The sequence below is a fragment of the uncultured Roseovarius sp. genome (assembly GCF_947489715.1).
Lineage (GTDB): Bacteria > Pseudomonadota > Alphaproteobacteria > Rhodobacterales > Rhodobacteraceae > Roseovarius.
The window spans coordinates 700,417-714,585 of record NZ_CANLER010000002.1 but is presented as its reverse complement, the minus strand read 5'-3'; the positions used below and the strand labels follow the sequence as shown (position 1 = coordinate 714,585).

Annotated in this window: 11 protein-coding genes; 6 read left to right on the top strand and 5 right to left on the bottom strand. The window is 57.2% G+C overall.

The features are described from left to right. Positions 1-51: 51 nt before the first annotated feature. The gene (locus tag Q1B27_RS09110) at positions 52-495 is read left to right on the top strand and encodes an NUDIX hydrolase (RefSeq protein ID WP_299846625.1); all 444 of its coding nucleotides are present in this window, start codon (positions 52-54) and stop codon (positions 493-495) included. On the opposite strand, the gene Q1B27_RS09105 is transcribed toward Q1B27_RS09110, so the two are convergent. Further along, on the bottom strand, positions 470-1,756 hold the full coding sequence (locus tag Q1B27_RS09105) for a SpoIIE family protein phosphatase (RefSeq protein WP_299846623.1): 1,287 nt from the start codon (positions 1,754-1,756) through the stop codon (positions 470-472). The genes Q1B27_RS09110 and Q1B27_RS09105 overlap by 26 nt on opposite strands. Before the next feature lie 141 nt (positions 1,757-1,897). Between Q1B27_RS09105 and Q1B27_RS09100 the strand changes: the two genes are divergently transcribed. Then, the gene (locus tag Q1B27_RS09100) at positions 1,898-2,230 is read left to right on the top strand and encodes an Hpt domain-containing protein (protein ID WP_299846621.1); all 333 of its coding nucleotides are present in this window, start codon (positions 1,898-1,900) and stop codon (positions 2,228-2,230) included. On the opposite strand, the gene ilvA is transcribed toward Q1B27_RS09100, so the two are convergent. Beyond that, entirely contained in the window at positions 2,227-3,465 is a 1,239-nt protein-coding gene (ilvA, locus tag Q1B27_RS09095) for a threonine ammonia-lyase IlvA (protein WP_299846851.1), read from the bottom strand. The genes Q1B27_RS09100 and ilvA overlap by 4 nt on opposite strands. 103 nt (positions 3,466-3,568) lie before the next feature. Between ilvA and Q1B27_RS09090 the strand changes: the two genes are divergently transcribed. Next, positions 3,569-4,795 carry an argininosuccinate synthase gene (locus tag Q1B27_RS09090; protein WP_299846619.1) on the top strand — a complete coding sequence of 409 codons (1,227 nt, stop codon included), beginning with the start codon at positions 3,569-3,571 and terminating at the stop codon, positions 4,793-4,795. A 185-nt stretch (positions 4,796-4,980) separates the two neighbouring features. On the opposite strand, the gene Q1B27_RS09085 is transcribed toward Q1B27_RS09090, so the two are convergent. Continuing rightward, entirely contained in the window at positions 4,981-5,394 is a 414-nt protein-coding gene (locus Q1B27_RS09085) for a hypothetical protein (RefSeq protein WP_299846617.1), read from the bottom strand. 112 nt (positions 5,395-5,506) lie between these two features. Beyond that, on the bottom strand, positions 5,507-6,226 hold the full coding sequence (locus Q1B27_RS09080; protein WP_299846615.1) for an HAD family hydrolase: 720 nt from the start codon (positions 6,224-6,226) through the stop codon (positions 5,507-5,509). Between the two features lie 207 nt (positions 6,227-6,433). Between Q1B27_RS09080 and msrA the strand changes: the two genes are divergently transcribed. After that, positions 6,434-7,096, top strand: coding sequence for a peptide-methionine (S)-S-oxide reductase MsrA (gene msrA / locus Q1B27_RS09075; protein ID WP_299846849.1), 663 nt, complete (start codon positions 6,434-6,436; stop codon positions 7,094-7,096). An 89-nt stretch (positions 7,097-7,185) separates the two neighbouring features. Here msrA and Q1B27_RS09070 read toward each other — a convergent pair whose 3' ends face one another. After that, the gene (locus Q1B27_RS09070; RefSeq protein ID WP_299846613.1) at positions 7,186-9,441 is read right to left on the bottom strand and encodes an NADP-dependent malic enzyme; all 2,256 of its coding nucleotides are present in this window, start codon (positions 9,439-9,441) and stop codon (positions 7,186-7,188) included. A gap of 163 nt (positions 9,442-9,604) precedes the next feature. Between Q1B27_RS09070 and mutS the strand changes: the two genes are divergently transcribed. Next, positions 9,605-12,208 carry a DNA mismatch repair protein MutS gene (gene mutS / locus Q1B27_RS09065; RefSeq protein ID WP_299846847.1) on the top strand — a complete coding sequence of 868 codons (2,604 nt, stop codon included), beginning with the start codon at positions 9,605-9,607 and terminating at the stop codon, positions 12,206-12,208. Continuing rightward, positions 12,205-14,169 carry a CocE/NonD family hydrolase gene (locus tag Q1B27_RS09060; RefSeq protein WP_299846612.1) on the top strand — a complete coding sequence of 655 codons (1,965 nt, stop codon included), beginning with the start codon at positions 12,205-12,207 and terminating at the stop codon, positions 14,167-14,169. Before mutS ends, Q1B27_RS09060 begins: the two co-directional genes overlap by 4 nt.

Below are 14,169 nucleotides of genomic sequence, written 5' to 3'. Positions count from 1 at the left end.
ATATCGCGTCTATATAGGCAGGGCAAGATAAGGTCCAAGGGGCGAATTTCAATGATCAGACGCTTTGGTGAAACACCGATTTTGACACAACGCTACACAGTCCGTCCGGGAGTTTATGCGATCCTTGCACGCGATGATTCCCTGCTGTTGACGCACCAGGCTGAACCTCAGCCGGAATTGCAGCTTCCCGGTGGCGGGGTAGATCCGGGTGAATCGCCAATCAGGGCATTGCACCGCGAGGTCATGGAGGAAACCGGATGGGTCATCTCCCGCGCCAGGCGGTTGGGGGCATATCGTCGATTTACGTTCATGCCGGAATACGACCTTTGGGCTGAAAAAATCTGCACGATCTATCTGGCCTTCCCCGCTCGTCGCCTTTGCCCCCCAACCGAGGACGGACACACAACATTATGGGCGAGCCCAGAAATCGCGGCGGCAGAACTTGAAAATTCAGGCGACCGGCATTTTGTCAAAACTCTATGGAGGCTTTCCTGAATTCCAGCAGAACCGCCGAAACATCATCGGCAAACTCTTGATCATCAGCAAATTCCGAAAGCTTCCAGATCACGGATTCAAGGCACGCCATACCACGAGTTTGACGCAAATCCTTAAGGATGCGACTCAGGCCATCATCGCCAAGAAGATTGCCTTTGTTGTCGGCACATTCCACAATCCCATCCGAGTGAATCATCAGTCGATCACCCGCCGCCATAAAGAATTCGAACTGCTGGTACTCAGCCCCTTCAATCAGGCCTACAGGTAGCCCACCTTCCCCAATCATTTCGACGGCACCGCTGGCTCGCTGAATGAATGGGTGTGGATGCCCAGCCTGCGCCATGACAATCCTGCCGGTTTCCAGATCAACGTCCGCCAGAACCATCGTAAAATACAGCTCGGTTTCCATTTCGCTCAGAATGAGCTGGTTCAATGTCGCTATCGTTTCCGCCGGCGGTCTCGGTAGGAATTCCCCGGTGGAAGTCTTGTAAAGGGCGACATTCTGCTCAGCCGACGCTGAAGAAAGATACCCCGCCAACCGTGCCGTCATTAGGGCGGAGCTGATGCCATGGCCCGATACATCAATGCCGTAAAGGCCAATCCGATTTGCGCCCACTTCGAACATGCCCACCAAATCTCCGCCGACATGCCCGCAAGATTGTAATAGCAAAGAGACTTCGGCAGATCCGAAATCCCGATACCTGTCGCTGACCAGTGATTGCTGAAGCTTCTTGGCCTCGATCAAATCGTTATCAAGCGAATCGTAAAGCGTCTGTAATTCATCCAGCGTGGATTTGATTAACCGGTTTTTTCCCGAAAGTTCGCGCTGCATCTTCAAAATACGCTCACCCGCAGAAATCCTTGCCCGCAGTTCCCCCGCGTTGACGGGTTTTGTCAGAAAATCATCGGCGCCAGCATCCAGACCGTGCGCGATTGCATCTTTCTCGCTCTTCGAGGTCAGCAAAATAAAATATCCGTAATTATCTCGCGCCATCTGTCTGAATTCACGACAAAATTCCGGGCCGGACATGCCAGGCATCATCCAATCGCTCATCACAAGATCGGGTGGCGACTCACGGCACATTTCCAATGCCTCTGCACCTGACTCCGCCTCGCGCACATCAAAGCCCCAACGTTTCAGCGACGCAGACAGAATGCGGCGTTGCAGACGGCTGTCATCTACGACCAAAACCTGCCTTATCACACCGGTCTCATCGGCCGCCTGATCAAGTGATTTAACCGTTGATGTCACGCAATTCATCCTACCTAAACAATGGCACTTTGCTGATCCTCACTTAACACCTCATGAATGCTAAAATTGCTCAGAAATTGAGAAGCAACTGGCGCTATTTCTTAACGTTTTCGCGTGATGATGCCTTGTTTACTAAACGGACGTGCAGAGATGATCGACTGGAATCGAGTGACAGAATTGCGGGACGAAATCGGTGCAGAAGACTTTGGCGAAGTGGTCGAGATCTTCTTGGAAGAAGTTGAAGACGAGATCACCAATCTTTGCGGTCAAGTGGACAAAAGCAATCTGGAATCCACAATGCATTTTCTCAAGGGCAGCGCTTTAAACCTGGGATTTTCCGAGTTCTCAACACTCTGTCAAAAAGGGGAAACTGCTGCTGGGGCAGGCGCTGGCGATGGCATTGATCTGACTGAAATCACCAATTGTTATGCTGCCTCAAAGTCCGAATTCCTGAACGCCTTGTCAAAGCTTGACGCAGCCTAAATCAAAAATTGTGCTAAAATCTCATCGTTGGTGATATCGCGATAATCAAACCCTGCGTGGCCCAACTTCTCTTCCAATTCAGCGAAATTAGTGGCTTTGGATGTTTCGATCCCGATCAGAACCGACCCGAAGTTCCGGGCTGATTTCTTGAGATATTCAAATCGGGCGATATCGTCTTCGGGACCCAGCATGGCCAAGAACTCTTTCAGCGCACCCGGGCGCTGTGGCAGCCGAAGTACAAAGTACTTTTTCACACCCAAGTGACGCTGCGCGCGCTCCTTGACCTCGGGCAAGCGTTCAAAATCGAAATTGCCACCAGATGTCACGCAAACTACTGTTTTTCCAGCAATATCGCCGGCAACATCCTTCAACGCATCCACGGCCAACGCCCCAGCTGGCTCCAATACAACGCCCTCCACATTCAGCATTTCAAGCATCGTGGTACACAACCTGTCTTCTGCGACTGAGATCACGGAGGAGGGATCAAGATCGGCCAGTCTTGCAAATGTCTTCTCACCGATACGAGCGACAGCCGCACCATCGGCGAAATTATCTATCGCATTGAGTTTAAAAGGCTTTCCAACCTCAAGAGCTGCTTTTAAGCAAGCGCCTCCTGATGGTTCAACCAAGGTATAATCCGTCTCATTCCTAAAATAACTGCGCACCCCAGAGGACAATCCGCCGCCGCCGACCGGCATTATAATCCGATCCGGGCAGTCACCTAATTGCTGCGAAATCTCTACAGCGACCGAGGCTTGCCCTTCGATCACATCATCGTCGTCGAACGGTGAAAGAAAATAACCACCAATCTGACTGCAATGAGCCTGCGCGGCCGCGAGCGTGTCGTCAAAATAGTCACCGGTCAAATTGACGACAATCGACGCTCCTCCAAATTTTTCGGTTTGGCTGATCTTTTGTTGTGGTGTTGTCACCGGCATGAAAATCGCACCTTTCACCCCAAAGTGACGGCACATAAATGCGACGCCCTGGGCGTGATTTCCCGCACTGGCACAGACGAATTGGTTGATTTTAGGATTATGAATCAACGCTTTGCGCATGGCGTTGAACGCACCGCGCAGTTTGTAGGACCGGACCGGGGTTAAATCTTCACGCTTGAGAAAAATGTTGGCATCATAGCGTTGCGACAGGTGTTCGTTCCGCTGCAAAGGCGTTTCTGCGAACACTTCGCGCATCGCGACCTCTGCGGCGCGGGCATTTTCCTGAAAGCTTTTCATTTGGTGATCTGTGCCGCAGGCAAGACGGCCATGCAAGCCCTGACCTTGCCCTGCAAGGCAAAACCCGATAAGCGCCGGGCAATTCTGACATGAGGGAAAAACGATGTCCGCGCCCAAGAAAGTTGTGCTGGCCTATTCTGGCGGCCTTGATACGTCGATCATCTTGAAATGGTTGCAGTCCGAATATGGCTGTGAGGTGGTGACATTCACCGCCGATCTGGGTCAGGGCGAGGAGCTGGAACCAGCGCGCCAGAAGGCGGAACTACTTGGTATAAAAGCAGAAAACATCTTCATCGAAGATGTGCGCGAGGAATTTGTGCGCGATTTCGTGTTCCCGATGTTCCGCGCCAACGCGGTCTATGAGGGACTGTATCTGCTGGGCACATCCATCGCCAGACCATTGATTTCAAAGCGTTTGGTTGAGATCGCGGCCGAGACCGGTGCCGATGCCGTGGCGCATGGGGCCACGGGGAAGGGCAACGATCAGGTGCGGTTTGAGCTGGCCGCCTATGCGCTGAATCCTGAGATCAAGGTGATCGCGCCCTGGCGGGAATGGGATCTGACCAGCCGTACAAAACTTATTGATTTCGCAGAGAAAAACCAGATTCCGATTGCGAAGGACAAGCGCGGTGAAGCGCCGTTTTCGGTGGATGCGAACCTGCTGCACACATCCTCCGAAGGGAAGGTTTTGGAAGACCCCGCAGAGGCGGCGCCAGACTATGTTTATCAGCGGACAGTGCACCCTGAGGATGCGCCGGATGATGCTGAATTTGTCGAGATCGGCTTTGAAAAGGGTGATGCTGTCAGCATCAATGGGGAGGCGTTAAGCCCAGCTAACCTATTGACTAAATTGAATGAATTGGGTGGTAAGCACGGTATCGGGCGGCTTGATCTGGTCGAGGGGCGGTTTGTCGGAATGAAATCGCGGGGCATCTATGAAACCCCGGGTGGTACGATCCTGCTGGAAGCGCATCGTGGTATCGAATCGATCACGATGGATCGGGGCGCGATGCACCTGAAAGACCAGCTGATGCCGCAATATGCCGAGCTGATCTATAACGGGTTCTGGTACAGCCCCGAACGCAAGATGTTGCAGGCTGCCATCGATGCCTCACAAGATCATGTGACTGGCACGGTACGCGTCAAACTCTACAAAGGCTCGGTTCGCACCGTTGGCCGCTGGTCGGACCACTCACTTTATTCCGAAGCCCATGTGACATTCGAAGAAGATGCAGGCGCCTATGATCAGAAAGATGCCGCAGGTTTCATCCAGTTGAACGCGCTTCGCCTCAAACTGCTGGCCGCGCGGGACCGCCGCCTGAAAGGCTGAGCAAAACGTACAAAGCGTACGTTGCGTACGCGCGTTCCGTACGGAAATCCGCCGGTTTCAGAGGGCGGGCGTACGACCCGTACGTTTCTTGCGGGGAAAGACATGACGGCCCGCGCAAAACGGGCCGTCAGCGTGAGTGGTAGATTTTGATGTCCGCCCTGGTATCCCCGGACGGACGGCCGTGATTATTGGACAGTAATGACCTTCATCACCAGGTTGCCGTCAGGCTTGACTGGTCCATCCTCTTTCGCGCCGAGGGTATATTCGAAAATGCCGGTTTTCATGCCACCGGATTCGGAGTGCACCATCAGCATGAGCATGTCACCGGATTTGACCTCTTCGGTCAGGATGGCGGCAACGTCCTGATTCTTGCCGGCGCGCAGCGGCGCATGGCCGACAACCGGGCCAGGCTTCATATCGGCATCGGTGCGGTGAACCACCAGCCAGCCGTTTTCGCCGGCAGCGACCAGATCGGCGCTGACAATGCCGTTTGATACGTCCTGATCAGACGCTTCAACCATCGGCGCCATCGCATGGGCGGCGGCAAAGGCCGAACCGGCGGTCAGGGTGAGGGCGGCAAAGGCATTAAGAATTTTCATTTTTGTCCTCCTTGCGAAAATCGCATTTCTCTTCGGGGCCGCGCGGAATCGCGCTGCCTGATCAAAGACACGAAGAAGCAAGTGAGAAAGTTTCACATGAGGGGAAGTTTTTTCAGGCGCTGAGTTTGACCGCGCTGAGTTTTTCATAAAACGGCAGTGCAGCATCGGCCAGTTGAGCCTGCGCACCGGAAAGGCCGGGCAAGGGGCCCTCTGCCGCAGCGAACCCGGTTGAACGATGCACCGAGCCATACCAATGCGATGCCCAGACGCCATCATCGGGATGGCCCCCAGCGGGCCAGTGCAGCATCGCGCTGTCCCAGGGCAGATCAATCGCCGCACAAAGACGTTTCAAAATCGTCTCGGGGTCGCGACGGATATCCGCGGAATCAATCACCACAGGTTTGGCACCGGCGCCCACAAGCTGATCATAAAGTTCGGCCTGCTGAACGAATCCGATATCCGTCAGGGTCGGATTTTCGAACTTGGCCGAGAAACTGGCGGCAACGCGGGCCGGGTGACGGATCAGGAACACATTTGTCACGTCAGACACCCAATCGCGGGCAACGCCGGGGATCATGTGCTGGGACATGTGTTTTTGGTAGAAATGCGGTTTGCCGCCGGGAATGGCGCCCAGCAGATCGCCGATCACCTGATCCGGATCGGCAGTTTGTGAGGCAATGATTTCGTCACCCATCGGATGATCAAGGCCGGTCATGGTCAGGTAGGTCGCATAAAACGGCTCGTCCACCACGGCACAATCCGATCGGGCACCGAAAGAATACATCATGGCCGTGCTCAGGTTGCGCGGCCCGGACCACATGGCGATGCGCATGGCTGGCATCCTTCTGTTTGGCGCAGCACTGTTACAAAGGCACATTCTGCGGTGATTTCATTTGTTACAGGTGACGCTAAATCGGCGGGAATACGGTGCCAAGGAGTAAATTGCTCTCACCAGCCTGTGAGATTCGGTTTCAGTGGCTTGGCGGGCGCGGGCGCTTGGGTCAAGGTGCGGTGAAACGGAGGAAGAGCAATGCTAACGATGGATACCAGGCATATAAAAACGGCGCTTCTGGCGGTGCTGATCACCGTGGGTCTGGGCATTCAGTGCCAGAAGGCGCACGCGGCGGGAACCGAGACACTTGTCGTTGCAGGCGGCTGTTTCTGGTGCGTCGAATCAGATTTCGAATCGGTTCCTGGCGTCAAAGGCGCGGTTTCGGGTTATACCGGCGGCAAGACCAAGAACCCAACCTATAAGCAGGTCGGCAAGGGCGGCACCGGCCATTACGAGGCGGTCAAGATCACCTTTGATCCCGGTAAGATAAGCCGTGAGACGCTGCTGCACATGTTCTTCCGGTCAGTCGATCCGACGGATGCGGGCGGGCAGTTCTGCGATCGTGGGGAAAGCTATCGCACAGCGGTGTTCGTTGCGAATGCGTCCGAGAAGAAACATGCCGAGATGGCGAAGGCTGATGCGGCCAAGGATCTGGGCAAGAAGGTGGTCACACCGATCCTGCCCGCCGCCACATTTTATGACGCCGAGGATTACCATCAGAATTACTACAAGGGTAAAAAGCTGATCGTCACGCGGTTTGGTCCCAAGCGTCAGGCAGAAGCGTATAAGCGCTACCGCAAAGCCTGCGGGCGCGACAAGCGAGTTAAGCAGCTATGGGGCAGTGCTGCACCATTCGCGGGCAAATATTAAAGCCGTATTTCGTATTTCCGACTAAAAAAGGGACGGTATAGGCCGTCCCTTTTTCGTCTCTATACCGGCGGGAAACCGTATTTCCTGCGTCAACCAACCTTGCAGGCTGCCAGAACCGCCATGTTCAGAATGTCGTTGGCGGTGAAGTTGGTCGAGCAAATCTGGATCGACTGATCGACGCCCGCGAGAATGGGCCCGACAACCGTTGCACCGCCCATTTCCTGCATCAGCTTAACCGAGATCGAGGCCGAGTGTCGGGCGGGAACAACCAACACATTGGCCGGGCCTGTCAGGCGCTGGAACGGATAGGCCTCTTGCGCGGCGGGGTTCAGCGCCACGTCGACGGTCATTTCACCTTCGAATTCGAAATCGACACCGCGGGCTTCCAGAACTTTCGGCGCCATATGCATTTTCTCCGCCCGTTCAGAGCGCGGATAGCCGAAAGTCGAGAAGCTAACGAAGGCCACGCGCGGCTCCAACCCCATGTGGCGGGCAACGCCGGCAGCGTTTTCAGCGATATTGGCCAGATCTTCCTGATCGGGCCATTCATGAACCAGCGTATCGGCGATGAAAACGATCCGGCCCTTATGCATGATCGCGGTCACACCCACGGCGCCATGTTCGGCATCGGTATCGAATACATGGTTGATCAGTTCCAGCACATGCGCTGATTTGCGGGTCGCCCCGGTGACAAGACCGTCACCATGTCCATGCGCCAGCATCAGAGACGAAAACACGTGACGGTCGCGGGCCGCAAGGCGGTGCACATCATGTGTGTCGATGCCTTTGCGTTGCAGCCGGGAATAGAGGAAATCCTTGTAATCTTCGAGATATTCGGTGTTGGCGGCGTTGACGATCTCAAGCTCGGACACGGCGTCGCCCATGCCCGCAGCCTCCAGCTTTTCCTTCACATCGGTTTCACGGCCGACAACCAGCGCATGGCCGAACCCCGAGCGTTGGTATTGAACGGCGGCACGAAGGACACGGGGATCATCGCCCTCGGCAAAGATCATCCGGGCCTGGGCGGCGCGCGCACGCGCGTTGATCGACCGCATGATGCTGGCCGTCGGATCCATCCGGGACCGCAGCGCAACCTCATACGCATCCATGTCGACGATCGGACGGCGCGCGGCACCGGTATCCATGCAGGCGCGGGCCACGGCGGGCGGAATGGTGTGGATGAGGCGGGGATCGAACGGCGCGGGAATGATATAATCACGGCCGAAATGCAGCTTGCGGCCATAGGCCATGTCGACCTCGTCCGGCACATCCTCGCGCGCCAATTTGGCCAAAGCCTCGGCGCAGGCGATCTTCATTTCGTCATTGATGGCGCGGGCATGCACGTCAAGCGCACCGCGGAAAAGATAGGGAAACCCGAGTACGTTATTGACCTGATTGGGATAATCGCTGCGCCCGGTGGCGACGATCGCGTCGGCGCGTACGGCATGGGCCTCTTCCGGGGTAATCTCGGGGTCCGGGTTGGCCATCGCGAAGATCACCGGATTGTCGGCCATCGAGGCGACCATGTCTTCGGTCACGGCCCCTTTGACGGAAACGCCCAGGAACACATCAGCACCTTTCATCGCTTCTTCGAGCGTGCGCATGTCGGTATTGGCGGCATGGGCGGATTTCCACTGATTCATGCCCGCTTCGCGGCCCTGGTAGATCACGCCCTTAGTATCGCAGACGATGCAGTTGTCGTGCTGCGCGCCCATGGCTTTCAGCAATTCGATACAGGCAATGCCCGCCGCCCCGGCACCGTTGAGCACAATGCGAACGTCTTCGATCTTCTTGCCGCTGAGGTGCAGCGCGTTGATCAGACCGGCGGCACAAATCACGGCGGTGCCGTGCTGGTCATCGTGGAAGACGGGAATGTCCATCACCTCTTTCAGGCGCTGTTCGATGATGAAACATTCGGGCGCCTTGATATCTTCGAGGTTAATGCCGCCAAAGGTCGGGCCCATCAGTTTGACCGCGTTGATGAACGCCTCGGGGTCTTCGGTGTCCAGTTCGATGTCGATCGAGTTCACATCGGCGAAACGCTTGAAAAGAACGGCCTTTCCTTCCATCACCGGCTTGCTGCCCAGCGCCCCCAGATTGCCAAGCCCCAGCACGGCAGTGCCATTCGAAATGACCGCCACAAGGTTGCCCTTGTTCGTGTAATCATAGGCGGTTTCCGGGTTCTCAGCGATGGCAAGGCACGGCACGGCGACGCCGGGAGAATAGGCCAGGCTGAGGTCGCGCTGCGTGGTCATCGGTACGGTCGCGGTAATCTCGAACTTGCCGGGAGTGGGTTCGAGATGGAAGGCAAGCGCCTCTTCCGGGGTGAACTTGGTTTTTGCCATGATGGGGCCTGTAAATTCTGAGTGGTATGCCACTGCATAGCGGGGCTTTGGGAAAGCCTCAACCAGAAGGCGGTTTGGGCTTTCGCCCGATGGGTTCGGTTTGTAAGGTTTCCGGAACCGAGGGGGTGAACCAGTGACGTCTGCCAAATCAGCCGTAACGCCGATGATGGCGCAATATCTGGAGATCAAAGCGCAGTACCAGCAGGCGCTTTTGTTCTACCGGATGGGCGATTTTTATGAGCTCTTTTTTGACGATGCGGTGGCAGCCAGCGCCGCGCTGGATATCGCGCTGACCAAACGCGGCAAGCATCTGGGCGAGGACATCGCCATGTGCGGTGTGCCGGTGCATTCGGCGGAAGGATATCTGCTGACGCTCATTCGCAAGGGGTTTCGGGTGGCCGTTTGCGAGCAGATGGAAAGCCCCGCCGAGGCAAAGAAACGCGGATCGAAATCCGTGGTGCGGCGCGATGTGGTGCGACTGGTCACGCCGGGCACCCTGACCGAAGAGAGCCTGCTGGAAGCGCGGCGGCACAATTTTCTGGCCAGCTTTGCCGAGGTTCGGGGCGAATGCGCGCTGGCCTGGGTGGATATTTCAACCGGATCGTTCCGGGTGATGCCGATGGCCGCAGTCCGATTGGGGCCGGAACTGGCGCGACTTGCCCCCAGTGAGGTGGTGATCGCAGATGATGCAGATTTGGCTGAAATCGTCACTGAATCCGGCGCGTCATTAACACCTTTGGGGCGGGCTGCGTTTGACAGCACCGGGGGGGAACGGCGGCTATGCACGCTTTTCGGGGTCGGCACGCTGGACGCCTTTGGGCAGTTCACCCGGCCCGAAGTGGCGGCGATGGGCGCGATTGTTGAGTATCTTGAGGTCACCCAGAAAGGGAAGCTGCCGCTGCTGCGCCCTCCGATCCGCGAAGATGAACGTCAGGTCTTGCAGATTGACGCGGCCACGCGGCGCAATCTGGAACTGACCCACGCGCTGTCAGGCGGGCGTGCCGGGTCATTGTTATCAGCGATTGACCGTACGGTGACAGCGGGGGGAGGACGTTTGCTGGAGCGGCGACTTTCCAGCCCGTCACGACAGTTGGACGTGATCCAGTCACGCTTGGATTCCGTTGCTTTTGCGGTTGAACAGTCTCGATTTTCGACTGATTTAAGAGAGGCGCTGCGCAAGGTACCCGATTTGGATCGGGCGCTATCGCGGCTGGGGGTCGATCGGGGCGGGCCGCGCGACCTGGCAGCGGTTCGTAATGGGCTTGGGCAGGCGGCCGAGATCTCGGACATGCTGAGCGCGCAGGAATTACCCACACTGCTGACAGAGACCGGCCGCGCACTTGTGGGGCATGAAGAATTGCTGAACTTGTTGGAGCAGGCCCTGATCGCCGAACCCCCGCTTTTGACGCGTGATGGCGGGTTCATTGCCGAAGGGTACGATGCCGAACTGGATGAATGCCGCAAGCTGCGCGATGAGGGGCGCGGCGTCATTGCCGGGATGCAAGCCGAATATGCGGCGCTGACCAGGGTTCAATCGCTTAAGATCAAGCATAACAACGTGCTGGGATATTTCGTCGAAGTGACCAGCACCCATGCGGAAAAGATGCTGTCGGCACCGCTGAACGAAACCTTCAAACACCGGCAGACCACCGCCAATCAGGTGCGCTTTACCACCGTACCGCTGAGCGAGATGGAAACCAAGATTCTGAACGCTGGCGGACGGGCGATCGAAATAGAAAAGCGGCTCTATGACGGCCTGAAAGCCACCATTCTGGACAAATCTGCCGAGGTTGGGACGGCGGCGCAGGCCCTGGCCGAGTTTGATCTGACAACAGCACTGGCCGATCTGGCAGCGGGCGAAAGCTGGTGCCGGCCAAAAGTGGATCAAAGTCGCACGCTGAAGATTGAGGGCGGGCGGCATCCGGTGGTGGAGCAGGCGCTGCGCGCGCAATCAGGCGCACCGTTCATCGCCAATGACAGCGATCTGGGGGAAGGCGCGGATATCTGGCTGCTGACCGGGCCCAACATGGCCGGTAAATCAACTTTCTTGCGGCAGAATGCACTGATCGCACTGCTGGCGCAGATGGGGAGTTTCGTGCCCGCGCGGGCCGCGCATATCGGGTTGGTCAGCCAGCTTTTCAGTCGGGTCGGGGCCTCGGACGATCTGGCGCGGGGGCGGTCGACCTTTATGGTGGAGATGGTCGAAACCGCCGCGATCCTTAACCAGGCGGATGATCATGCACTTGTCATTCTGGATGAGATCGGGCGCGGGACGGCCACCTATGACGGGCTGTCGATCGCCTGGGCCACGCTGGAGCATCTGCACGATGTGAACGGTTGCCGCGCGCTTTTCGCCACGCATTATCACGAGATGACCAACCTGAGCGACAAGTTGGCACGGGTTGAAAATGCGACGGTCGCGGTCAAGGAACATGACGGCGAGGTGATTTTTCTGCACGAAGTACGGCGCGGCGCGGCGGATCGGTCTTATGGGGTGCAGGTGGCCAAGCTGGCCGGGCTGCCTGACGCGGTCGTGGCGCGGGCGCGCGTGGTTCTGGACGCGCTGGAGAAAGGGGAGCGTGAAGGCGGGATGGCACAAAAGGCGCTGATCGACGATTTGCCACTTTTTGCCGCCACGCCGCCGCCACCGCCTGCACCGGTCAAATCATCCCAGGTTGAAGATCGTCTGGCCGAGGTTCTGCCCGATGAACTGACCGCGCGCGAGGCATTGAACCTGATTTACGAGCTTAAGGACCTGATGAAGTGAAGATCCGCCCGGATATGGGGATCCGGCTGCCCGACGGCACGCGTCTGTCGGCGCGGGCCTGGATGCCGGATGGGGCGGAATCAGAGCCTGTTCCAGCGATACTTGAATATTTACCCTATCGAAAATCCGACGGCACTGCGGCACGCGATCATGGCATGCATCTGTATTTCGCCAAGGCGGGATATGCCTGTTTGCGGGTAGATCGGCGGGGATGTGGCGATAGTGAAGGCCTCTTTGACGATGAATATTCGGAGGAGGAATTGCGGGACGGCGTGGATGTGATTAGCTGGATTGCGGCACAGCCGTGGTGTAGCGGCAATGTCGGCATTCAGGGGATCAGCTGGGGCGGGTTCAACGGGCTGCAGATCGCTGCCCGCGCGCCGGAACCGTTGAAGGCGGTGATCAGCATCGGCACCACGGTCGACCGCTATCATGACGACATCCACTATAAGGGCGGTATCCAACTGAGCGAGAATATTGGCTGGGCGGCGACGGTTTCGTCGTGGTTTTCGATGCCGCCTGATCCCAAGCTGGTGGGGCATAACCGCTGGCGCGATATGTGGATCGAGCGGCTTGAGAAAGCACCTTTCCTGGCGAGCACCTGGATGCGGCACGCGGATCGGGATGATTACTGGCGGCATGGGTCGATCTGCGAAGATTTCGAGGCGCTGAAGGCACCCGTGTTGGTGCTGGGCGGGATGCACGATGGCTATCGCAATGCCATGGCCGCAATGGTGGAGGGTCTGGAGGGGCCGGTGAAGGGTATTGCCGGACCCTGGAGCCATAAATACCCCAATATCAGTACGATTGGCCCGTCGATTGACTATCTGGGTGAGGCGCTGCGCTGGTGGGATCACTGGCTTAAGGGCATCGACACGGGCGCGGCGGATGATGCCGCCTACCGGGCTTATGTGATGGACAGCGTGCGGCCAGATCCATCGCTTGATTTTCGTCCCGGACGGTGGGTTGCGCTACCAGCCGGGCCAGAGGGATGTACCATTCAGGAAACGCTTGAATTCGGTGATGGTGTTTTGGGGCAGGCAGAAGTGTTTTCGGCAATGATCGAGACTGATCTGGCCTGCGGTCAGAACAGCGGAGAGTTCTTTCCCTTTGGCTTTGGCCCCGGTGAATTACCCGATGATCAGACCCATGATGACGCGCTATCGCTGTGTTTTGACAGCCCTCCGCTGACGGTTGGCCAGGACATGCTGGGCGCCCCGCGAGTTGACGTGAAAGTCGCGGCGGATAAACCTCGGGCGCAGATGATTGTGCGGCTGTGTGATCTGCGACCAGACGGAACATCGACGCTGATCACGATGGGTTTGCTGAATTTGCGGCATCGGGATGGGTTCGAGGCGCACATAGACCTGAAGCCAGGCGAAATATATGATATTTCGGTCACTTTGGATCAGACGGCCTATCACCTGCCCGAGGGGCACCGTTTGCGCGTTGCGATAGCCTCAAGCTATTGGCCCTATTGCTGGCCCGAAGGGCAGAATGCGGCGCTGACGGTAAGCGGCGGCGCCATCACTTTGCCCTGGCTGGATGTGAACAAGGCAGAAGAATGCGCCTTTGATCCGCCGGTGGCAATGGAGACGCGCGCCTATGAACAGCTGAAACCCGGCACGGAGCGCAAGGAATGGCGCGAAGATTCTGAAACGGGTCGAACGGTACTGGAGATTTTTGGCGATCACGGGCAGCAGAAAGATCTGGAAAACGGATTAATTACAGACAGCACCGTGTCCGAAACCTGGAGCATTGCGCCGGATGATCCGGCCAGCGCCGCGGTTGAGATTATCTGGACCCGGTCACTTGGCCGCGACGATTGGGAAGTCAGCAGCAAGGTGACCACGCGGATGCGTGGCGCGCCGGATCACTTTGTGATCGAACAACGGCTCGAGGCGTTTGAAGGCGATGTCCAGGTGGTCGACCGGATGATGACCGACCGAGTGCCGCGCTAG